Below are 21900 nucleotides of genomic sequence, written 5' to 3' on the forward strand. Positions count from 1 at the left end.
TGCTGCCAACTTTTACATTTAGCATTTTACATTTAAAATTTTACATTTTTACCGCCCTGTTCTGATAATATCCGCAAATATACCGGAAGCGGTCACATCGGCCCCGGCCCCGGCGCCTTTTACGATCAGCGGCTGCTGCGCATAGCGGTTGGTGGTATAGAGCACGATATTGTCCTTGCCTTCCAACTGGTAAAAGGGATGGTCCGGCGCTACGGCCTGCAGGCCCACGGCGGCCTTGCCATCCCTGTAGCTGGCTACGAACTTGAGGCGCTTGCCTTCCTTGTCCGCCTGCTGCCGCAGTTGCAGGAAATGGTCTGCATGTACGCCCAGTTGCTCATAGAAGGCGTCCACGGAGGGCGCTTCCAGGCAGGCGGCCGGCAGGAAGGAGTGGTTGGTGATATCCTCCAGCTCCATCACGGCGCCGCTTTCCCGCGCCAGGATCAGTATTTTGCGCATCACATCGGTGCCGCTCAGGTCTATGCGCGGGTCCGGTTCGGTATAGCCCTCGTCCTGGGCGGCCTTTACCACCTCGCGGAAGGAAGCGCCGTTCACGAAGTGATTGAACACGAAGTTGAGGCTGCCGGACAGCACGGCTTCTATGCTCCGCACCTTGTCGCCGCTGCGCACCAGGTCGTTCAGGGTATTGATCACCGGCAGGCCGGCGCCTACGTTGGTCTCAAACAGGAAGGAGGCATTGTAGCGGCGGGCCAGGTCCTTCAGTTGCTTGTAGGCGGCATAGTCTGCAGAGCAGGCTATCTTGTTGCAGGTGACCACGGAAATGCCGTGCTGCAGGAACTCCCCGTAGATGGCTGCCACATCGCTGCTGGCGGTATTGTCCACGAATACGCTGTTGCGCAGGTTCAGTGATTTTATTTTCTGTACAAAGGCCCAGAGGTCGGAAGGCTCGCCCTGTTCCTGCAACTGCTCCCGCCACTGGGGTATCTGGATGGCTTCGTGACCAAACAGCATTTTCTTGCTGTTGGCAATGCCGGCCACCCGTACCTGCAGGCCCAGCTCCTGCTGGAGGTATTCCCGCTGCTGTTCCAGTTGTTCCAGCAGCTTGCTGCCCACGTTGCCCACGCCGGCAATGAACACGTTCAATTGCTTGAGCGGCGTTTCAAAGAAGGCTTCATGTATCACGTTGAGGGCCTTCTTGATATCGGAGCGGTTGATAACGGCGGAGATGTTCTTTTCCGTGGAGCCCTGCGCAATGGCGCGCACATTCACCCCGTTGCGGCCCAGGGCGCCAAACAGCTTGCCGCTGGTGCCGTGGTGGTTCTTCATTTTGTCGCCTACCACGGCCACGATGCAGAGGTCGCGCTCCACCAGCAGCGGCTCTATCTGCTTTTCCTGTATTTCCTGGGCAAACTCGCTGTCCACGGTAGTTTTGGCCTTCAGCATATCGGATTCGTGTATGCCTACGGTTATGGAGTGCTCGGAGGAGCTTTGGGTGATCAGGATCACGTTGATGCGTTCCTGTAAGAGCGCATCAAAGAGACGGCGGGAAATACCGGGGATACCGATCATGCCGCTGCCTTCCAGCGTCAGCAGGGCGATGTGCTGGATGCCGGAGATGCCGGTTACGGGATAGGCGCGGTTATGGCCGTCCTGCATGTGGATGAGGGTGCCGTGGTCCTCCGGCGCAAAGGTGTTCTTGATCCATATCGGGATGCGCTTGGTCATTACCGGCTGGATGGTAGGGGGGTAGATCACTTTGGCCCCGAAATGCGACAGCTCCATCGCTTCTTCGTAACTGATGTGGGGGATCGGGATGGCCTGGGATACCAGGCGGGGATCGGCGGTCATCATGCCGCTCACGTCCGTCCAGATGTCCAGCACTTCGGCGTTGAGGGCGGCGGCCAGTATGGCGGCCGTATAGTCGGACCCGCCGCGGCCCAGGGTGGTGGTTTCTCCGTCGGGGGTGGCGGCTACAAAGCCGGGCACCACTACATAATCCGCTTTTTCCTCCTGGAAATATTCCCCTACCTGGTGGTTGGTGGCCAGGAAGTCCACATGGGCATTGCCAAAGGCGGCGTTTGTAACGATCAACTCCCGGCTGTCCTTCCACACGGCCGCGGCGCCCATTTGTTTCAGCTTTTCCGCCAGCATGTAGGTAGATACCAGCTCGCCGAAGGACATGATCTTGTCCAGGGAGCGGGCGCTTAGCTCGCCTACCTGGAATATGCCGTCGCAGAGGGTTTCCAGGGCGTTCAGCTTTTTCTTTACCTGGCTTATCAGGCTGCTCTGGGCGGTGATAGGGAACAGGGTGCGGATGGTATCGAGGTGCTTGGCCTCAATTTCCTGCAATACGCTTTTGTATTGTTCCTGTCCCTGGCCGGCCAGCCGGCCGCACTGGATCAGCTTATCGGTAACGCCGCCCATGGCGGAAGCCACAATGGCAAAGCGTCCCTGCGGTTTCTGGTGGAGTACGATGTTGCAAACTTGTTCTATGGCCCTGGTACTGCCCATGGAAGTACCGCCGAATTTTAATACCTGCATGATTTGAAATGATGTTAGTTGTGCGTAGAAAAGGTGTTGTTCCCTTACCGGAACCTACCACCTGCGTGGTCGTGGGATGATATGTGTACCTTAACCCCGCACAGGGGTAATGGTGGTAATAATAATAGTGCCAAAGCCTGCCCCGGAGGAGGAGCGAGAAGCGTTAGTGAAATATGTGGATTTTACCAGCACTATTATGAAATTTTTACTTTCCGGCAACAAAAGTGAATATTTTATGGCGAAAAAACAACAAGATTGTCAAACTTTTGAAATTATTCAAAGAAAATGACGTTGTTAAGAATAACCTCGAATTATGAGGCCGCTATACGTATCTTCTTTATTTCCTGTATAATAGCTGCTATCTTGCAGCACCGAGCACCAAATCCAAAGTATGCGGAAAACATTGTTACACTTACTGGTTTTTACCATTTTAGCTGGCTGCAGCAAGTCTGACAACGAACCGGCCAACGCCTTGCCGGTAGCTTACCACAACAAGGGCACCGGGGCCTCCGCCCATGACCTGCTCAGTGCAGATGCCTATACGTCCCTGAAAATAGAGATACAGTATATGCCCGGGTACCGCCCGCAGGATGCGGCCGTTACTCACCTGGTAAGCCTGCTGAACGCCCGCCTGAACAAACCCGGCGGCATGCAGGTGGTGTACAGGGAAGTGCCGGCCAGCGACAAGGAGGTACTGTCCGTGGACGAGATAGCCGCCCTGGAAAAACAATACCGTACCGTATATACCTCGGGCAAGGAGCTGGGCATCTATTTCCTCTTTACCAATGGCGGCTATACGCAAAGCAATGTGCTGGGCATTGCCTACCGCAATACTTCCATGTGCCTGTTCGGCAAAACCCTGCACGACAATTCCGGCGGGGTAGGGCAGGTAAGCCGCAGCAACCTGCAGGCTACCGTAGCGGAGCATGAACTGGGGCACTTACTGGGCCTGGTGGACATTGGCTCGCCCATGCAAACGCCGCACAAGGACCCGGACCATGGCAACCACTGCAGCACCCAGGACTGCCTGATGTACTACGCTTCCGAAACCACCGCCATACTGGGCTTTTTGCCGGGGAACGACATACCGGTTTTTGACAATGCCTGCCTGGCCGACCTGCAGGCCAACGGCGGCCGGTAGTTAGCGGCAAAAGGGTTATATTTGTCAGGCAACGTAAAGTACACGTTATGCCTTACTTCCGGAACTTCACTTATTATATCGATAAAAGGAAATGGAAATACTATTTCCTTTTAGCCACTTTGGCAATGGACTCGTAGGAAGTAGGATGTAAGAGGTATGAGATAGGAGGGAGGATGTGTTACGCATCATAATTCTTACATCCTACCTCATACATCATACGTCCTGCGTCTTACTTCATACCTCATTCTTCACCCTTTATACTAACAACCGTGCCTCATTATCATAAACTGGGAGAGATCCCGCATAAACGTCATACCCAATTCCGCAAGCCGGACGGCACCCTGTATTCGGAGCAGCTTTTTTCCACGGAAGGGTTTTCCTCCCATTATTCCCTGCTGTACCATTGCCACCCGCCTACGGAGATCACGAAAGTGGATGAGCCTTATTCCGTAGCACCGCGCATTGCGGAAGAGAAAATGCTGAAACACCGCAGCTTCCAGGGCTTTAACATAGCGCCGGCGCCTGATTTCCTGGACAGCCGCAAGGCCGTGCTGGTGAACAACGACTGCCAGGTAGTGCTGGCCGCCCCGCAGCAAAGTATGCAGGATTATTTTTACAAGAACGCTGATGCCGATGAAATGATCTTTGTGCATGAAGGCGCCGGTATCCTGCATACCCAGTACGGGCAGCTACCCTTCGGGTATGGTGATTACCTGGTGATACCACGGGGCACCATTTACCAGCTATCTTTTGACAATGCGCAGAACCGCCTCTTTATCCTGGAGTCGTATAGCCCTATCCGTTTTCCCAAACGCTACCTGAGCCAGTACGGGCAGTTGATGGAGCATGCGCCTTTCTGCGAGCGCGATATCCGCCAGCCGCAAAACCTGCAGACCATTGACCAGGCGGGCGATTTCCTGATCCGTATCAAAAAGAAAGGTATGATGTACCCGATCCATTATGCCCACCATCCTTTTGATGTGGTGGGCTGGGACGGCTGCGAATATCCCTTTGCTTTTTCCATTCATGATTTTGAGCCCATTACCGGGCGGGTACACCAGCCGCCACCGGTGCACCAGACCTTCGAGGGCAATAACTTCGTGGTATGCTCTTTCTGCCCGCGCCTGTTCGATTATCACCCCCTGTCCATACCGGCGCCGTATAACCACAGCAATATAGACAGCGATGAGCTGCTGTACTATGTGGACGGTGATTTTATGAGCCGCAAGCACGTGACCCGCGGCATGATCACCCTGCATCCCGGTGGCATTCCGCACGGGCCGCACCCGGGCGCGGTGGAGAAAAGCATCGGTGCCAGAGAGACCAAAGAGCTGGCCGTGATGGTGGATACTTTTCACCCGCTGCAGGTAACGGAAGCGGCGCTGGCCATTGAGGACCAGCAGTACGTGATGAGCTGGGCGGAATAAGGATGGCGCTATTTTTTCCAGAGCCGGTTGTTCACCACCCGGCTGAGCACCTGCTCATAGTAGTTGCGGCTTACGGGGATGCGGCAGGAGCGGATGATGATCTCGTTATTCTCAATGGCCTCTATCCGCGGGATGGAGACGATGTAGGATTTATGCACCCGGATAAAGGGATGCCGCTCCAGCTTTTCCTCCACGTTCTTCAGCGACAGCAGGGCCAGGTACTTGCCCTTCACGGTGTAGATGGTCACGTAGTTCTGCATGGCCTCAATGTAGAGGATATCGTCAAAGCAGATCCTTTCATATTTGTAGTCGCAGCGGATAAAGAAATAATCCTCCTCCTCCGCCCTGGAAGGGCCTGCCGCGGCAGACCGGGCCAGCAATTGCCGGTAATCCCGGGCTTTGCTTACGGCCTTGAAAAAACGGTCGAAGGTAATGGGCTTGAGCAGGTAGTCCAGCACATCCAGTTGGAAGCCTTCCAGTGCATAGGTGGGATAGGCCGTGCTGATAATGACCATGGGCAGGTGCGGGGCCATTTTAAGGAACTCGATACCGTTCATTACCGGCATCTGTATGTCCAGGAAAACCAGGTCTACCTGCTGCGTCCCCAGCAGGCGGGTCAGTTCCACGGGATTGCTGCCTTCGCCTACCAGTTGCAGGAAGTCCACCTCCTTTACATAGTTGGCAATGCATTCCCGGGCCAGGGGCTCGTCGTCGATGGTGACACAGTTCAACAGCATAATGTTATTGTTTTTATGCGGGCACGGTAACCGGCTCCGCTGCCGTATGCCCGTGCAGGTGCAGTTGCAGGGTGACCCTGAATTGATCTCCGTCTTGTTGGATATGCAGGTGGTGCTTGCCGGGATATACCAGGTCCAGCCTGCGCTGCACGTTCTTCAGGCCAATGCCGCTGTGCCGCAGGAAACCGCCGGATGCCTGCTGCTGTAGGGACATGCTGTTGGCAATGTCAAACAGCAGGCGCTGCCCCTCAAAGCGGAGGTGCAGCCTGATCCAGTTGGGCTGGTCCTTCCGCTGCGATACGTGCTTGAACGCATTTTCCACGAAAGGCATTAATACAAAAGGCGCAATGGTAAGGTCGCCGGTATGCGGCTCCCCCACCTCCAGTGTGAGCTCAAAATTATTGTGATCCTGTCGGAGCTTTTCCAGCTCAATAAAATTGCTGAGGTAGCCCAGTTCCTGTTCCAGCGGGATCTCCTGCTCATTGCACTCGTAGAGCTGGTACCGGAGCAGGTCGGAAAATTTGGCCAGCGATGCGGAGGCCATGGCCGGGTTTTTATGGATGAGCACAAATATGGAGTTGATGGTATTGAAAAGAAAATGCGGGTTGAACTGCGACTTCAGGAATTTCAGCTCGGTTTCCAGCTTTTCCTTTTCCAGGAGCTGCTGCCTGCGCTGGGCCTTTATCCAGCTTTTGGCCAGGCGTATGCTCATGGCCAGTGTCATGCCTGCCAGGGTGGAAGGCAGGGTAGAGCCCTTGAAAAGCTGGAGGTAATTGTCCGGCTTCAGGCCGTACAGCTCCTCGAAGGAGTGGTGCGTCCAGGCCGCGCCGGCATAGTAGCCGCTAACAATCAGGGCAGCGGTTGTAACAACGGTCAGCAGGAAAAGCAGGATGTAGGGCACATAACGTCCTTTTTCCAGGAAGCGGGGCATCAGGAAATACAGGTTGAAATAAGCGCCCAGGGCCTGGAATACCACGTAAAAGGAGAACTTGACGGAATAGGGCGAAAAGAGGATGTTGTTGATCACGATCCAGGGATCGCCGGTGGCCAGCGTCCACCACATGGAATGGTACAGGAACCAGAACGGCAGGTGGTACAGCCGGTACCGGAATAGCCAGTTGTAGTGTGCAGGACGGACAGGCAAGGTGCTTGAGTTTAATGCATGGATAGCGGCAGCAGGGGCGCCGGCGGCCGCTCTTAAAGGTAATCAAAATCCGCCGCTCCGCCTGGCCCTGCATATGACCTGCGGAGAAAAATTGACGAAAGGACGGAGAAAATGGATGACAGGCGGGGTTTAGTCCAGGCGGGCCAGGTTCTCATCCACCAGGGCCACCGCCTTTTGATACAGTTGCTGGTGGCCCCGGGTCATTTTTTTCAGCAGGGCCTTACATTCACGCAGGAAGACTTTGGCAAAATCGGGATCATGGTGCACGATCTCTTTGCAGTTGTCCACGATGTCGGCATATTTAACGGTCTGTGCCGCAGCGCTGATCTTTTCCAGGCGCGCTGTCTCCATGGCCTTGCGCTTGCGCCGGTTCCATCGGGGATAGGCCGCCCTGGTGTAGACGTCTGTCAGTTCTACTACCAACTGCAGGGTGCGCGTCGCCTGTGGCGCATTCATAACGTGATCCAGGAAATCTTTCATGGCCTGTTTGTTCACCGGCGTGTCCTCCAGCACATCGTGCAGCAGCGCTGCAGCCAGCATGGCCGTATCGGCCTGGTGGGCGCGGCAGATCTCCATTACCCGCACGGGATGCACGATATAAGGCTCCGGGGTATATTTGCGGGTTTGCTCCCCATGGGCCTGGCGGGCGAAGTCCTTTACCTGTTCCAGCAGTGCTTCCATGATAATGTCTATCTAATTAGATAGTATAGATAGTAAATACCTATCAAAAAAAATACCTTTTATCTTTACGCTCATTAAAAATCAACAATATGGAATACAGGCAATTAGGAGAGAGCAATCTGGAAGTATCGGCCATCACCTTTGGTGCATGGGCCATTGGCGGATGGATGTGGGGCGGCGCAGAGCGCAGGGATGCCCTGGCGGCCATACAGGCGTCCGTCGATCACGGGGTGACATCTATTGACACGGCACCCATTTACGGGCAGGGACTGAGCGAGGAAATTGTAGGGGAGGCCCTGAAAAGCATTCCGCGCGACAAGGTGCAGGTGCTCACCAAGTTCGGGATGCGCTGGGACCTGGCCCAAGGTGCGCTGGCGTTCAAAAGCCAGGACAACAGCGGCAAAGACATTGATATTTACAAATATGCCGGCAGGGAAAGCGTGATCAAAGAATGCGAGGACAGCCTGCGCCGCCTGGGAACGGACTATATAGACCTGTACCAGATCCACTGGCCGGACGTGACCACGCCGATCGCGGAGACCTTTGAAGCAGTGCTGCGCCTGCAGGAGCAGGGCAAGATACGGGCTGCCGGCGTATCCAATTATAATGTATCGCAGATGCAGGAGGCGGAGCAGGTGATCCGCCTGGCCTCCAACCAGGTGCCGTTCAGCATGGTGGAAAGGACCATCGAGGAAGAGCTGGTGCCGTACTGCATCCGGCATAAGAAAGGCATACTGGCGTACAGCCCGCTGCAAAGGGGCATCCTCACCGGTAAGATAAAGCCGGGCCATGTGTTCAATGCCGGCGACCACCGCCCCGGCACCAAATTCTACCAGCCGGAGAACCTTGCCCGCATCAATGCATTCCTGGACGAGTTGCTCCCCATGGCGGAAAGCAAAGGCGCTACCCTGGCGCAACTGGTGATCCGCTGGACCATAGAAAGGCCGGGCATTACCGTAGCGCTGGTAGGCGCCCGTGATGCCAGCCAGGCTATCCAGAATGCCAAAGCCATCGAGGTGAAGCTGAGCCCGGAGGAGATCAACTTTATTAATGAAAGGTTGTACAAAGTGGAGCTGGTATAAATCTTAGTGATTAGCAGTTAGCTGTGAAGCTAACTGCTAATCATTTTTTTCGTATTATTGCATTAGCATGCAATACCTGCATACATATCGCGGCGCTGACCAGCGCCATATTAAATACTGCTTCTTAATGGCCACCCTGGCCATGGATTCGTTTGCCGCTTAATGCCGGCGCCGGCTACCTCCGGGCAGTGATTCCCCGTTTTTACATATTTGTTTCCATTTTCCATTTCCCGGGACAGCAACGGTATCGCCTGCATGCATTTGTCATACACCGGACATCTGACCAGATCATAAACCAACCATTAATTTTTTCATACACCAAAATTTTCTTAAACGTCTACAGATATGGATACAGCCACTGCAAACGCCGTGCATACAGGCACCCCCGATTTCTTACCGCTGAATGGTACGGATTACATTGAATTTTACGTGGGCAATGCCAGGCAGGCCGCCCATTTTTACAAGACCGCCTTCGGTTTCCAGTCTGCCGCCTATGCCGGGCCGGAGACGGGCGTAAAGGACCGCGTTTCCTATGTGCTGGTGCAAAACAAGCTGCGTTTTGTGCTTACCACTCCTTTGAAGCCCGGCAACGAGATCGCGCAGCACATTGACAGGCACGGCGATGGCGTAAAAGTGCTGGCCCTGTGGGTAGATGATGCCCGTGCCGCCTTTGCCGCCACGGTGGAAAGAGGCGCCCGGCCTTTCCTGGAGCCGGTAGTGGAAAAGGACGGGTTTGGCGAGGTGGTGCGCAGCGGCATCCACACCTATGGCGATACTGTGCATATTTTCGTGGAGCGTAAAAATTACAAAGGCCCCTTCCTGCCCGGCTTCCGGGAGTGGAAAACCGCTTACAACCCTGCCCCCACCGGCTTGCAATACGTGGACCACTGCGTGGGCAACGTAGGCTGGAATGAAATGAACACCTGGGTGAACTTTTACGCCACTACCATGGGTTTCCACAACCTGGTCTCCTTTGATGACAAGGACATTTCCACGGAGTACTCCGCTTTAATGAGCAAGGTGATGAGCAACGGCAACGGGCGCATCAAATTCCCGATCAATGAGCCCGCCGAAGGCAAGAAGAAATCCCAGATCGAGGAATACCTGGATTTTTACGGCGGCCCGGGCGTACAGCACGTGGCTATTGCCACCAACGACATTATCCATACCGTAAGCGAGCTGCAGCGCAGGGGCGTGGAATTTCTTACCGTGCCCGGCACTTATTATGACGAGCTGCTGGACCGGGTGGGGAAGATAGACGAGGATATGGCCCCCCTGCGTGAGCTGGGCATCCTGGTAGACCGCGACGAGGAGGGCTACCTGCTGCAGATCTTCACCAAACCTGTACAGGACCGCCCTACCGTTTTCTTCGAGATCATACAGCGCAAAGGCGCCAAATCCTTTGGTAAAGGCAATTTCAAGGCCCTGTTTGAGAGCATTGAGCGGGAGCAGGCGCTGAGGGGCAACCTGTGATGGAGTGCTGATATGCTAAATATGCTGATGTGCAGATGAAGGTATTTTCGTCTGCACATTTGCTATATGCCAGTCTGCACATTAATTTCGTGCAATATTCCATTATTATAGCACGTTTGTTTTATGAGAACACAAACAATATTTGGTATTTTGTTCCTGTTGGGAGGGATATTCCAGGCCATCACCGCCTACCTGATCTACCAGGGTCATGAGCATTATATCCTGCGCCTGGCCAACCGCAAGATCGGTATGATTATATATATTATTTTTGCATTGTTGTTATTCTTTTTAGCTTATGTCAATTTATTCAGTCGTTGATAGCTATTAAAATTTTGTTAAAAAGCATATGAAGCGGATCATTGTAGCGGCAATTCTGATGTGGAGCGCTTCCACTGCCTGGGCCCAGCAGTCCTTCCTGGAGAACCAGAAGCTGTTCCCCAAAGTAGGCGTGGCTTTCCGGGAAAAAGAAGAAGCGCTGAAAAAGGAGTTTGAGAAAAAGGGGCTGGCTTATCCGGCCAAATATATCTTCATGCGCTCCTTTAAACTGGACAGCGAGCTGGAAATATGGGTGAAGAACAGCATAACGGACACTTTCCGCCTGTTCAAATCCTACCGCGTATGCACCCTGTCCGGCAAAATGGGGCCCAAGCGTAAAGAGGGTGACCGGCAGGTACCGGAAGGGTTCTACTACATCAATGACTTCAATCCCAACAGCAACTACCACCTGTCCCTGGGCATTAACTATCCCAACTATTCCGACAAGATACTGAGCGATCCCAAGAAGCCGGGCGGGGAAATATACATTCACGGCAGTTGCCTGACCGTAGGCTGTATCCCGCTGACAGATGAATACATTGAGGAGGTGTACATCCTGGCGGTGAACGCCAAGAATGCCGGTCAGGATTTTATACCCGTACATGTATACCCGGTGAAGTTCGGCAATACCCGCTCCATGGACTACCTGGGCGGCGTATCCCTTACGGACAACAGCTCCCAGCAGTTCTGGGTGGAGCTGAAAACCGCATACGACTACTTTGAAAAACATCACCGCCTGCCGGTTGTGCTGGTGGACAACAAGGGGAAATACGTGATGTAATTAAGAATTAATAATTAACAATTAATAATTAATGCCCGTAACGCCGGTGTTTCGCACAGCATCGGTACTACGGGTATTATTAATTATTCATTATTAATTATTAATTCATTATTTTGTTGGCTAAAGGTCAAATCAATTTACTGTTATGAATAGAAGAGATGCCATTAAGAACGTTGCCCTTCTCCTGGGCAGTGCCATTTCTGCTTCCACGTTGGCAGCCCTGGAAGGCTGTAAAAGCTCCGCGCCGAAAAACTACGCCCTGGAGGCGCCGGAAACAAAATCCATACTGGCTGAGATAGCGGAAACCATTATACCGGAAACGGATACGCCTGGCGCCAAAGCGGCCAAGGTAGACGAATTCATCGTACTGATGATGAACGACTGCTACGAGCAGAAAGACCAGCAGGTGCTCCTGGATGGCCTGAAGAAGATCGATGAGGCCAGCCAGCAACAATACAAAAAGCCATTTACGGAGCTGACGGCAGAAGAGAAAACAGCCGTGCTTACAGCGGTTGACAAGGAGCGGGTGGCTTACAATAAAAGAGAGAACAAGCAGCCGGAAGACGGGCCGCATTATTTCCAACTGATCAAGGAACTGACCCTGCTGGGCTACTTTACCTCCGAGCCTGGCGCTACCAAGGCGCTCCGCTATGTAGCGGTGCCTGGGAAATATGAAGGCTGCATTCCCTACAAGGAAGGGGAGAAGGCATGGGCCATGTAGGAAGCAGGAAGTAAGAAGCAAAGATCATTTTAACAAAAAAGGAAATTCCATGAATCTGAATATAAAGGCACAGGAGCAAAATACATATGACGCTATTGTGATCGGCTCCGGTGTAAGCGGCGGATGGGCCGCTAAAGAACTGACTGAAAAAGGACTGAAAGTACTGATGCTGGACCGGGGTAAAAAACTGGAGCATGTGAAAGATTATGATACTGCTACCAAAGACCCCTGGGAGTTTACCCACCGCGGGCGCATTACGATAGAACAGCGTGAAACACACCCCTACCTGAAACGTGACTATCCTTACAGCGAGCACAATGAAAAATTCTGGATAAAGGATATCGACAGCCCTTACAAGGAGGAAAAAAGGTTTGACTGGTACCGTCCTGACATTGTAGGTGGTAAATCCATCATGTGGGGCCGGCAGTCTTACCGCTTAAGCGACCTGGATTTTGAGGCGAATTTAAAGGACGGCATTGCCGTGGACTGGCCCATCCGCTACAAGGATATTGCGCCCTGGTATGACTACGTGGAGCGTTTTGCCGGCATCAGCGGACAGGCGGAAGGATTGCCCCAACTGCCCGACGGACAGTTTATGCCGCCCATGCCCATGAACTGTGTAGAAGAGGAGGTCAAGAAAAAGATCGAAGCTAATTTTAAAGGCCGTATTATGACCATCGGCCGCGTGGCCAACATCACCAAGCCGCTGCCCGGCCGTACCGCCTGCCAGTTCCGTAACCTGTGCAGCCGCGGTTGCCCGTTCGGCGCTTACTTCAGCACGCAATCCTCTACCTTGCCTGCAGCCGTGGCAACCGGCAACCTGACGCTGCGCCCGGATTCCATCGTAAATTCCATTATTTACGACGAGCAGAAAGGCAAAGCTACCGGCGTAAGGGTGATAGACAAGCACAGCAAGGAAATGACGGAGTACTATGCCAAAATCATTTTTGTGAACGGCTCCACCCTGGGCACCACCTTTGTGCTCATGAACTCCATCTCCAACCGCTTCCCGAACGGCCTGGGCAACGACAGCGGCGTATTGGGCAAGTACCTGATGGACCACCACTTCCGTACCGGCGCCTCCGGCAAGGTGGAGGGCTTTGACGACAAGTATTACTTTGGTCGCCGTGCCAACGGCATCTATATACCGCGCTACCGTAACGTTGGCAGCGACAAGCGCGATTACCTGCGCGGCTTCGGCTACCAGGGCGGCGCCAGCCGCAGCGGATGGCAACGCGGCATCGCGGAAATGGGCGTGGGTAAGGACTTCAAGCAGCAGATCACGGAACCCGGCACCTGGACCATGGGGCTGGGCGGCTTCGGTGAATGCCTGCCCTATGAGCAGAACATGGTGACCCTGGACAATTCCCTGAAGGATGCCTGGGGCCAGCCCGTGCTGAAATTCGATGCCGAGTTCAAGGAGAATGAAATGAAGATGCGCAAGGATATGATGAACGATGCAGCCGAAATGCTGGAAGCTGCCGGCGCGAAAGATGTATCCACCTATGACGGCGGCTCCTTCCCGGGCATGGCCATTCATGAAATGGGCACTGCGCGTATGGGCCGCGATCCGAAAACCTCCATCCTCAATGGCTGGAACCAGGTGCATGCGGTGAAGAACGTGTTTGTAACGGATGGCGCCTGCATGACTTCCGCCTCCTGCGTGAACCCGTCGCTCACCTACATGGCGCTGACCGCCAGAGCGGCAGATTACGCGGTAAAAGAGCTGAAGAAAGGAAACATATAGATATTCGCCCATTAAGACACCATGCATCTCAACATTAAGGCAGAGAAAGGAAATACCTATGACGCAATTGTAGTGGGTTCCGGCATCAGTGGCGGGTGGGCCGCCAAGGAGCTGTGCGAGAAAGGGCTGAAAACCCTGGTGCTGGAGAGAGGCCGCAACGTGGAGCACGTAAAGGACTACACTACGGCCATGATGAACCCCTGGGAGTTCAGGCACCGTCTGCAGTTCACCAACGAAATGAAGGAGAACTATCCTATCCAGAGCCGCTGCTATGCTTTTGACGAAGCCACACAGCAGTTCTGGGTAAACGACAAGGAAAATCCCTACAATGAGGTCAAACCTTTTAACTGGCTGCGCGGCTACCAGGTAGGCGGGCGCTCCCTGATGTGGGGCCGCCAGTGCTACCGCTGGAGCGACCTCGATTTTGAGGCCAATGCCAAAGACGGGCATGGCGTGGACTGGCCGATCCGTTACAAGGACATTGCACCCTGGTATGATTACGTGGAACGCTTTGCCGGCGTAAGCGGACAGGCAGAAGGCCTGCCCCAGTTGCCGGACGGGCAGTTTTTGCCGCCTATGGAAATGAACTGCCTGGAAAAGCATGTAGCCGCCCGCATCCGGGAAAAATATAACGACCGTATTATCACTATTGGCCGGATAGCCCACGCTACCAAACCCATGCAGAACGGGCGGCAATGCCAGTACCGCGACCTTTGTGCCCGGGGCTGTCCGTACACCGGTTACTTCAGCAGTAATGGCGTTACCCTGCCCGCTGCCGCGGCTACGGGCAATCTTACCCTGCGCCCGGACAGCATCGTGACGGAAGTGATCTATGACGAGCAGAAAGGCAGGGCCACCGGGGTACGGGTGCTGGATGCGCATACCCTGCAAACGGTGGAATATTACGCCAATATCATTTTCCTCAACGGCTCCACCCTGGGCACCGCTTTTATCCTGCTCAACTCCGTATCCAACCGTTTCCCGAACGGCCTGGGCAATGATAGTGAACAGGTAGGCCATAACCTGATGGACCACCATTATGGCGTAGGCGCCAGTGGTGAGTTTGACGGTTTTGAAGACCAGTACTATAATGCCGGCCGCCGGCCCAATGGCATTTACATACCGCGTTTCCGCAACGTGAATGCCGCCACCCGGCAAAAGGATTATGTACGGGGCTTCGGCTACCAGGGCGGCGCAGGCCGCGGCCGTGCCGGCAGCAGCGAAGGGGTGGGCGCCGCCTACAAGGAAGCGCAGTTGGTGCCCGGCAAGTGGGGCATGAGCGTAGGCGCCTGGGGCGAACACCTGCCGTACTACGAGAACAAAGTGACGCTGAACAAGGACAAAAAGGATAAATACGGCCTGCCTACGCTGGACATTGACTGCGCATTCAGGGACAATGAGCTGGCCATGCGCAAGGACATGCAGCAGAGCGCGATAGAGATGCTGGAAGCCACCGGTCTGAAGAATGTGCATGGCTATGACGACATGCCGCCTCCCGGCCACTGTATCCACGAAATGGGCACCGCGCGTATGGGCAAAGATCCCGGGACCTCCGTGCTCAATAAATGGAACCAGGTACACGCGGTGAAGAACGTATTTATTACGGACGGAGCCTGTATGACCTCTTCCGCCTGCCAGAATCCTTCCATTACCTACATGGCCCTCACCGCCCGCGCAGCGGATTACGCGGTGAAGGAGGGGAAGAAAGGGAATATCTGATGTGCGGATGAAGGATAGTAAATGAATTTGATTTTTTATAAGCAGCGCGCCACGGTATGAACAGTGGCGCGCTGTTGTTTTTATAATTATCCGGGAACAATGAAAAGATTTTTACTGGGCTGCTTATTGCTGGCCTGCGGAATGGGACAAGGCGCATATGCGCAAAGCAAACACACCTTTACGCTTTCAAAATCAGCTTTCCTGCTGGATGGCAAACCCTTCCAGCTTATCAGCGGGGAGATGCACCCTGCCCGTATTCCGCGCGAATACTGGAAACACCGCATACAAATGGCGAAGGCCATGGGCTGTAATACCATTGCCGCTTATGTGTTCTGGAACTACCATGAGCAGGAGCCGGGACATTTTGACTTTACTACGGGCAATCATAACATTACGGAATTTATCCGGCTGGCGCAGGAAGAAGGCATGTGGGTGCTGTTGCGCCCCGGGCCCTATGTATGCGCCGAGTGGGAGTTTGGCGGGCTGCCGCCTTACCTGCTGCGTACACCCGGTATAAAAGTGCGCTGCATGGACCCGCGCTATATGACCGCTGTGGAACGCTATGTGAAAACGCTGGCTGCAGTGGTAAAGCCCCTGCTGGTATCCAATGGCGGCCCCATTTTGATGGTGCAGATAGAGAATGAATATGGCAGCTATGGCAATGACAAACAGTACCTCTACCGCCTGCAGGAGCTGTGGGTAGAGAACGGTATTGACGTGCCTTTTTACACCGCCGATGGTCCTACCGCTTTTATGCTGGAGGCCGGTACCGTGCCCGGCGCCGCCATTGGCCTGGACTCCGGCGGATCTGACGGCGCTTTTGCCGCTGCTGCCAAACAAAACCCGGATGTCCCTGCATTCAGCAGTGAATCTTATCCCGGCTGGCTCACCCACTGGGGAGAAAAATGGGCGCGCCCCGATCCGGCCGGCATCCTGAAAGAGGTGAAATACCTAATGGACCACAAACGTTCCTTCAACCTGTACGTGATACATGGCGGCACCAATTTCGGGTTTACTGCCGGCGCCAATTCCGGCGGCAAAGGCTATGAGCCGGACCTCACCAGCTACGATTACGATGCACCGATCAACGAGCAGGGCAGGGCAACTGCCAAGTATCATGAGTTGCGCAAGCTCATTGCGTCCTACCGCAAAGGGCAGCCCCTGCCGGAGATACCGGCGCCTGTTCCCACGCTCGCCTTCCCGGATGTTGCCCTGCAGCCGTTTACCAGCGTATGGGCGCACCTGCCGGAGGCCGTACCTTCCGTACAGCCTGAACCCTTTGAAGCTTACGGGCAGGATTACGGCTTTATGCTGTACCGCACCACGCTGATCGGGCACAAGAGCGGCAAACTGCAGGTAACGGAGCTGCATGACTATGCCACGGTGTTCCTCAACGGGCAGTATGTAGGCAAGATGGACCGCCGGCTGGGAGAAAACACCATTGAGCTGCCGGCAACCGGCGTTAAGGACCCCGTGCTGGAAATACTGGTGGAGGGCATGGGCCGCATCAACTTTGCCCAGGAACTGATAGACCGCAAGGGCATCACCGACCGGGTAACGCTCAACGGCATGACCCTGATGAACTGGGAAGTGTTTGGCTTACCCATGAAGGATGCATATGTGCAGCAGCTCAGCGCCGGCCAGGTGGATACCAGCCGGCCGGGACAGTTCTTTAAAGGCACGTTCCGCTTGTCCCGCACCGGCGATACCTATATTGATGTTTCCGGGCTGAAAAAGGGCGTATTATGGGTAAACGGGCATAACCTGGGCCGTTACTGGGAGATAGGGCCGCAGCAGCGCCTGTATTGCCCGGCGTCCTGGCTGAAGAAGGGGGAGAATGAGATCGTGGTGTTTGATCTGCATTTGACAGGTGCGGCAAGGGTGCGCGGAGCGGAGGAGTTGGAGTAGGGGAGGGAATTGCAGCGTGGGGGGGCCTGTTGCCCGCGCTGCAGCCAGCCGGCAGCACGGCAGGAAGAGGATGAGTATGGTTAAGGGCTTTTTTTTATTGCTTGCTTTTTCCGCCCAAATCCCTTAACTTACAATAACTGGTTTTTCATTTATTTGATCTCTTTTCTTCATTTTAAAAGGCCTCGTTATGGGAACAGTACGCAATATCCTGCAGGCCAAGGGTCATGCAGTTTACTCCATTCATCCGGACGACACCGTGTTTGAAGCACTTAAAGTATTGGTAGATAAGAATGTAGGCGCGTTGGTAGTGGTAGATAACCAGGACAAATTCCTGGGTGTTTTTTCTGAACGCGACTACGCCAGGAGAGTGATCCTCAAGGGCAGGGCTTCCAAGGAAACACTGATCCGCGAGATCATGACGGAACGTCCCATTACGGTTACAGAAAATGATTCGATAGAAGATTGTATGGTGAAAATGACAGATAAACGCATCCGTCACCTGCCGGTAACAGACGACCAGCAAAGGCTGGTAGGTATGATCTCCATCGGCGACGTGGTAAAATTTATTATCGACGAACAGCGTTATATTATCAACAACCTGGAGTGTTATATAAACGGTACCCACACCTGAATAAAAAAACGGGTATTGATGTTTTGAATAATTTTTAGTAAATTCATAACACATATATCCGACACCGTAGGATATCTTTCGCCTGCCAACAGCGTTGATGAGGGTTTATGAATAGGCGACAGGAACTGATCAGGTGCTCAGCAGATATGCTTTTTGACAGATTAACGGACTGACTTTTAAAGATCGCTTGGAGGGCGATATATCTTGCAAGGTTCAGTTATTGAAACGGCTCCCTTGTGGCCTTTTATTGTATTCGGGGCCATTGTACTGGTACTGGTAGGTACCATACTGGGCCTTTCCTATGTACTGGGGCAGCGGCATAAAGACCGCGCTACCGGTGAAGCCTATGAATCCGGCATCCTCTCCACCGGCTCCGCACGCCTGCGTTTCCCCTCCCAATTCTACCTGATCGCCATGTTGTTTGTGATATTTGATATTGAAACCGTATTCATTATCTCCTGGGCCATTGCCTTTGAAGAGCTGGGATGGGCTGGTTACATCGGCGTCGGCATATTTATCTTCATACTCCTGGTCGTGTTAATATATGAATGGCGCAACGGCGCGCTGGACTTTGGCCCTGACGGTAAAAAGATATTGCGCGCCTACAGGAAGCTGCGCAAAGACAGGCAAACGGATACTGACCGGATCATGAAGCTGCCTGAACCGCAGCCGGCAAAATAAGCATACACTTGATACAATTATAGCAATACAGGACTATCAGCATTAGCGAACGGTATAATTCCTGATTCCACGGATCTACGCAAACAGACTGGCATTTACTTTCTCTTTACGCCAGAATGGATCTTGAAACAAACAACGGACTGGTAACATCTTCTACAGCCAGGCACAGTAACAAATTGCGGCATACAGCCCGTAATGGCACTGTTCATTTATCGTAACCTGTAATTATTATGGACTGGTGGTTAAGCAAAGCCCATGATCATACCGGCAAGGTAGCCGGTACTGCTTCCATGGAAGAGGCAATGCAGCAAAGCCTGATTTTAAGCTCCGTGGAGCGCCTGCTGGCCTGGGGCCGGAAAAACTCCATGTGGCCCTTTCACTTCGGCCTTTCCTGCTGTTTTGTGGAGATGGCTACGTCTATGACGCCCAAGTATGACGTCGCGCGTTTTGGCGCGGAAGTGATACGTGGCACACCCCGCGAAGCGGACGTAATGATCATAGCCGGGACCGTATTCATTAAAATGGCGCCCATCATCAAGCGGCTCTATGAGCAGATGATGGAGCCGCGCTGGGTCATATCCATGGGCTCCTGTGCCAACTCCGGCGGTATGTACGACATCTACAGCGTGGTGCAGGGCGTGGACAAATTCCTCCCCGTGGATGTGTATGTGCCCGGCTGCCCGCCCCGGCCGGACGCCTTCATGCAGGGCCTGGTCATGCTGCGCGACGCCGTGGGTAAGGAAATACGCCCCCTGAGCTGGACCATCGGCGACCAGGGCGTGATAAAGCCGGAGAAGATATCCATGAAGGACGTATTGCGCGACCAGCGCCAGCAAATGACACAGTTTAAAACACCCGACGAAATATAGGCCGTTACTATTGAAGTAAGAAGCAGGAAGAAAATGTTTCGCTTCCATCATCCTGGTTCATACTTCATACTTCAAACTTCATACATATGGAGGGATCTATCACAGCAGAACTTGGCTCCCGGTTTGGAGAGGGCGTCCTTAAAGAAGAGACGCCCCGGGATGGAATGCCCACGGTGTGGGCGCCGGCAGAAAGGATCGTAACGATACTGCAGTATTTGAAATCCGATATATCCATGCCCTACCGCATGCTCTATGACCTGACGGCCATTGATGAGCGTGCGTATAAAAGAGCCCAGAACGGCCATGCTCCCTTTGATTTTACCGTTGTATACCATCTTTTTTCCTTTGAGCGCAATGCGTTCCTGCGCCTGAAAGCCGGCCTGCGGGGCGAGTATCCTTCCATGCCCAGCATTACGCATATATGGCCCTGCGCCAACTGGTATGAGCGGGAGGTATATGATATGTTCGGCATCCGTTTCGAGGGGCATCCCTTCCTGCGGCGCATCCTGATGCCCACCACCTGGGAAGGCCATCCCCTGCGCAAGGAGCATCCCGCCCGCGCCACGGAAATGGGCCCTTTCAAGCTGTTTGACGAAAAAGTGGACCGGGAGCAAAGCGCCTTGCAATTCCGGCCGGAAGAGTGGGGACTGAAAAGGCACAGCGACGACGCCGATTTCATGTTCCTCAATATAGGACCGCAGCACCCCGGTACCCACGGGGTGTTGCGCATTATACTGCAACTGGACGGCGAGGATATCGTGGACGCTGTGCCGGACATCGGCTTCCATCACCGGGGGGCGGAGAAGATGGGCGAGCGCCAGTCCTGGCATACCTACATTCCCTATACGGACCGTATCGATTACCTGGGCGGGGTAATGAACAACCTGGCCTACCTGCTGTCCGTGGAAAAACTGGCCGGTATTGAAGTGCCGCTGCGGGCGCAGGTGATCCGCGTAATGCTTTGCGAGCTGTTCCGCATTGCCAGCCACCTGGTATGGTACGGCACCTTTGCGCAGGATGTGGGGCAGCTATCGCCGGTGTTCTATATGTTCACCGACCGCGAGCGGGTGTTCGAGATCATCGAAGCCATCTGCGGCGGCCGCATGCATCCCAACTGGTTCCGCATAGGCGGCGTGGCCCAGGACCTGCCCAATGGCTGGGACAAGCTGGTGCGCGACTTTATCAGCTACTTCCCCCGCAAGCTGCGGGAGTACGATAAAATGGTGATGCAGAACGCCCTGTTCAAGGCGCGTACCTTAGGCATCGGTATTTACACCCTGGAAGAAGCCATCGATTGGGGCGTGACCGGTCCGGGACTGCGCGCCTGTGGCCTGGAATGGGATATGCGGAAGATGCGCCCCTACAGCGGCTATGAGAACTTTGCTTTTGAAGTGCCTACCGCCGCCAATGGCGACTGCTATGACCGGGCCATGGTACGCGTGGCGGAAATGCGGCAGAGCCTGCGCATCATAGAGCAATGCCTGGAGTACATGCCCGCCGGCGATTTCAAATCGCACCACCCGCTGGCCACCCCGCCGGTAAAGCAGCATACCATGCATGATATTGAAACGCTGATCCACCATTTCCTGAACGTAAGCTGGGGACCGGTGATCCCCGCCGGCGAGGCTATGAGCTGCATAGAGGCTACCAAAGGCTGGAACGGTTATTACCTGGTGAGCGACGGCAACACTTCCCCTTACCGGGTAAGGGTGCGTACGCCCTCGTTTCCGCATATGCAGATGGTGCCCTACATCAGCCGCAGCTACACCGTAGCGGACCTGCTGTCCATACTGGGCGCCATGGATTTTGTGCTGGCGGATATAGACCGATGAATTAATTATTGAATGATCATATGTTGACGCAAACAGAAATAACAAAGATCGAGCACGAGGTGCAGCAGGTGCCGGTGCGGAAAGCCGCGGTCATAGAGGCGTTGAAGATCGTGCAGGAGCAGCGGCGCTGGGTGTCCGACGAGAACGTGGAAGATATTGCCGCCCTGCTGGGCATGAGCGCGGACGAGGTGGACAGTGTGGCCACGTTTTACAACCTCATTTTCCGGCAGCCCGTCGGCAGGCATGTGATCCTGCTTTGTGACAGCATCAGTTGCTGGGTGATGGGGTATGAGGACATTCGTCACACGCTGCTGGAACTGCTGGCCATAAAAAAGTACGGGCAAACTACGGCAGACGGCCGTTTTACGCTGCTGCCCAATCCCTGCCTGGGCACCTGCGATCATGCCCCGGCACTGATGATAGACAATGACCTGTACAGGGACCTGAAAGTGGAAATGCTGCAGGGTATTCTTAACAAGTATGAATGAACT

General features: G+C 54.1%; 19 protein-coding genes. 15 read left to right on the top strand and 4 right to left on the bottom strand.

From position 1 onward, the window contains the following. Positions 1-48 precede the first annotated feature (48 nt). Positions 49-2499 (bottom strand): bifunctional aspartate kinase/homoserine dehydrogenase I, encoded by a 2451-nt coding sequence (gene thrA / locus LX66_RS15960; RefSeq protein WP_145715212.1) that lies wholly within the window; start codon positions 2497-2499, stop codon positions 49-51. Between the two features lie 391 nt (positions 2500-2890). On the opposite strand from thrA, the gene LX66_RS15965 reads away from it, so the two are divergent. Beyond that, positions 2891-3640, top strand: a complete 750-nt coding sequence (locus LX66_RS15965; protein ID WP_211366253.1) for a zinc metalloprotease — start codon at positions 2891-2893, stop codon at positions 3638-3640. A 269-nt stretch (positions 3641-3909) separates the two neighbouring features. Continuing rightward, complete coding sequence (locus tag LX66_RS15970) at positions 3910-5067, top strand: homogentisate 1,2-dioxygenase (RefSeq protein ID WP_145715214.1); 1158 nt, start codon at positions 3910-3912, stop codon at positions 5065-5067. 8 nt (positions 5068-5075) lie between these two features. On the opposite strand, the gene LX66_RS15975 is transcribed toward LX66_RS15970, so the two are convergent. The 3 genes from LX66_RS15975 to LX66_RS15985 all read right to left on the bottom strand — a co-directional run bounded on the left by LX66_RS15975 (position 5076) and on the right by LX66_RS15985 (position 7650). After that, entirely contained in the window at positions 5076-5804 is a 729-nt protein-coding gene (locus LX66_RS15975; RefSeq protein ID WP_145715215.1) for a LytR/AlgR family response regulator transcription factor, read from the bottom strand. Positions 5805-5817: 13 nt separating this feature from the next. Beyond that, complete coding sequence (locus LX66_RS15980) at positions 5818-6948, bottom strand: sensor histidine kinase (protein WP_244620418.1); 1131 nt, start codon at positions 6946-6948, stop codon at positions 5818-5820. Positions 6949-7098: 150 nt separating this feature from the next. Next, positions 7099-7650, bottom strand: a complete 552-nt coding sequence (locus tag LX66_RS15985; protein ID WP_145715216.1) for an HD domain-containing protein — start codon at positions 7648-7650, stop codon at positions 7099-7101. Positions 7651-7739: 89 nt separating this feature from the next. Between LX66_RS15985 and LX66_RS15990 the strand changes: the two genes are divergently transcribed. The 13 genes from LX66_RS15990 (at position 7740) to nuoE (ending at position 21897) form a co-directional block, all read left to right on the top strand. Next, positions 7740-8732 (top strand): aldo/keto reductase, encoded by a 993-nt coding sequence (locus tag LX66_RS15990; protein WP_145715217.1) that lies wholly within the window; start codon positions 7740-7742, stop codon positions 8730-8732. A 345-nt stretch (positions 8733-9077) separates the two neighbouring features. Continuing rightward, complete coding sequence (gene hppD, locus LX66_RS15995) at positions 9078-10205, top strand: 4-hydroxyphenylpyruvate dioxygenase (RefSeq protein WP_145715218.1); 1128 nt, start codon at positions 9078-9080, stop codon at positions 10203-10205. A 123-nt stretch (positions 10206-10328) separates the two neighbouring features. Then, positions 10329-10523, top strand: coding sequence for a hypothetical protein (locus LX66_RS16000; RefSeq protein ID WP_145715220.1), 195 nt, complete (start codon positions 10329-10331; stop codon positions 10521-10523). Positions 10524-10551: 28 nt separating this feature from the next. Further along, on the top strand, positions 10552-11301 hold the full coding sequence (locus LX66_RS16005) for a L,D-transpeptidase family protein (RefSeq protein WP_145715221.1): 750 nt from the start codon (positions 10552-10554) through the stop codon (positions 11299-11301). A gap of 145 nt (positions 11302-11446) precedes the next feature. Further along, entirely contained in the window at positions 11447-12022 is a 576-nt protein-coding gene (locus tag LX66_RS16010; RefSeq protein ID WP_145715223.1) for a gluconate 2-dehydrogenase subunit 3 family protein, read from the top strand. A gap of 49 nt (positions 12023-12071) precedes the next feature. Further along, the gene (locus LX66_RS16015; RefSeq protein WP_145715225.1) at positions 12072-13769 is read left to right on the top strand and encodes a GMC oxidoreductase; all 1698 of its coding nucleotides are present in this window, start codon (positions 12072-12074) and stop codon (positions 13767-13769) included. 21 nt (positions 13770-13790) lie between these two features. Beyond that, positions 13791-15488: a GMC oxidoreductase gene (locus tag LX66_RS16020; RefSeq protein WP_145715227.1), complete on the top strand. Its 1698-nt coding sequence runs from the start codon at positions 13791-13793 to the stop codon at positions 15486-15488. 99 nt (positions 15489-15587) lie between these two features. Further along, entirely contained in the window at positions 15588-17396 is a 1809-nt protein-coding gene (locus tag LX66_RS16025) for a glycoside hydrolase family 35 protein (RefSeq protein ID WP_145715229.1), read from the top strand. Between the two features lie 187 nt (positions 17397-17583). Further along, complete coding sequence (locus tag LX66_RS16030; RefSeq protein ID WP_145715231.1) at positions 17584-18027, top strand: CBS domain-containing protein; 444 nt, start codon at positions 17584-17586, stop codon at positions 18025-18027. Between the two features lie 204 nt (positions 18028-18231). Next, on the top strand, positions 18232-18708 hold the full coding sequence (locus LX66_RS16035; RefSeq protein ID WP_145715233.1) for an NADH-quinone oxidoreductase subunit A: 477 nt from the start codon (positions 18232-18234) through the stop codon (positions 18706-18708). A gap of 230 nt (positions 18709-18938) precedes the next feature. Beyond that, on the top strand, positions 18939-19577 hold the full coding sequence (locus tag LX66_RS16040; protein WP_145715235.1) for an NADH-quinone oxidoreductase subunit B: 639 nt from the start codon (positions 18939-18941) through the stop codon (positions 19575-19577). Positions 19578-19663: 86 nt separating this feature from the next. Further along, positions 19664-21409, top strand: a complete 1746-nt coding sequence (gene nuoC, locus LX66_RS16045; protein ID WP_145715236.1) for an NADH-quinone oxidoreductase subunit C/D — start codon at positions 19664-19666, stop codon at positions 21407-21409. 20 nt (positions 21410-21429) lie between these two features. Beyond that, on the top strand, positions 21430-21897 hold the full coding sequence (gene nuoE / locus LX66_RS16050) for an NADH-quinone oxidoreductase subunit NuoE (RefSeq protein WP_145715238.1): 468 nt from the start codon (positions 21430-21432) through the stop codon (positions 21895-21897). The last annotated feature ends 3 nt before the right edge of the window (positions 21898-21900 follow it).

Origin of the sequence: Chitinophaga japonensis (genome assembly GCF_007830125.1) — a bacterium.
GTDB lineage: Bacteria > Bacteroidota > Bacteroidia > Chitinophagales > Chitinophagaceae > Chitinophaga > Chitinophaga japonensis.

Excerpts from the sequence above, each read along its gene's own strand:
- thrA (WP_145715212.1), bottom strand. The coding sequence starts at position 2,499 with ATGCAGGTATTAAAATTCGGCGGTACTTCCATGGGCAGTACCAGGGCC.
- LX66_RS15965 (WP_211366253.1), top strand. The coding sequence starts at position 2,891 with ATGCGGAAAACATTGTTACACTTACTGGTTTTTACCATTTTAGCTGGC.
- LX66_RS15975 (WP_145715215.1), bottom strand. The coding sequence starts at position 5,804 with ATGCTGTTGAACTGTGTCACCATCGACGACGAGCCCCTGGCCCGGGAA.
- LX66_RS15985 (WP_145715216.1), bottom strand. The coding sequence starts at position 7,650 with ATGGAAGCACTGCTGGAACAGGTAAAGGACTTCGCCCGCCAGGCCCAT.
- LX66_RS15990 (WP_145715217.1), top strand. The coding sequence starts at position 7,740 with ATGGAATACAGGCAATTAGGAGAGAGCAATCTGGAAGTATCGGCCATC.
- hppD (WP_145715218.1), top strand. The coding sequence starts at position 9,078 with ATGGATACAGCCACTGCAAACGCCGTGCATACAGGCACCCCCGATTTC.
- LX66_RS16000 (WP_145715220.1), top strand. The coding sequence starts at position 10,329 with ATGAGAACACAAACAATATTTGGTATTTTGTTCCTGTTGGGAGGGATA.
- LX66_RS16005 (WP_145715221.1), top strand. The coding sequence starts at position 10,552 with ATGAAGCGGATCATTGTAGCGGCAATTCTGATGTGGAGCGCTTCCACT.
- LX66_RS16010 (WP_145715223.1), top strand. The coding sequence starts at position 11,447 with ATGAATAGAAGAGATGCCATTAAGAACGTTGCCCTTCTCCTGGGCAGT.
- LX66_RS16015 (WP_145715225.1), top strand. The coding sequence starts at position 12,072 with ATGAATCTGAATATAAAGGCACAGGAGCAAAATACATATGACGCTATT.
- LX66_RS16020 (WP_145715227.1), top strand. The coding sequence starts at position 13,791 with ATGCATCTCAACATTAAGGCAGAGAAAGGAAATACCTATGACGCAATT.
- LX66_RS16025 (WP_145715229.1), top strand. The coding sequence starts at position 15,588 with ATGAAAAGATTTTTACTGGGCTGCTTATTGCTGGCCTGCGGAATGGGA.
- LX66_RS16030 (WP_145715231.1), top strand. The coding sequence starts at position 17,584 with ATGGGAACAGTACGCAATATCCTGCAGGCCAAGGGTCATGCAGTTTAC.
- LX66_RS16040 (WP_145715235.1), top strand. The coding sequence starts at position 18,939 with ATGGACTGGTGGTTAAGCAAAGCCCATGATCATACCGGCAAGGTAGCC.
- nuoC (WP_145715236.1), top strand. The coding sequence starts at position 19,664 with ATGGAGGGATCTATCACAGCAGAACTTGGCTCCCGGTTTGGAGAGGGC.
- nuoE (WP_145715238.1), top strand. The coding sequence starts at position 21,430 with ATGTTGACGCAAACAGAAATAACAAAGATCGAGCACGAGGTGCAGCAG.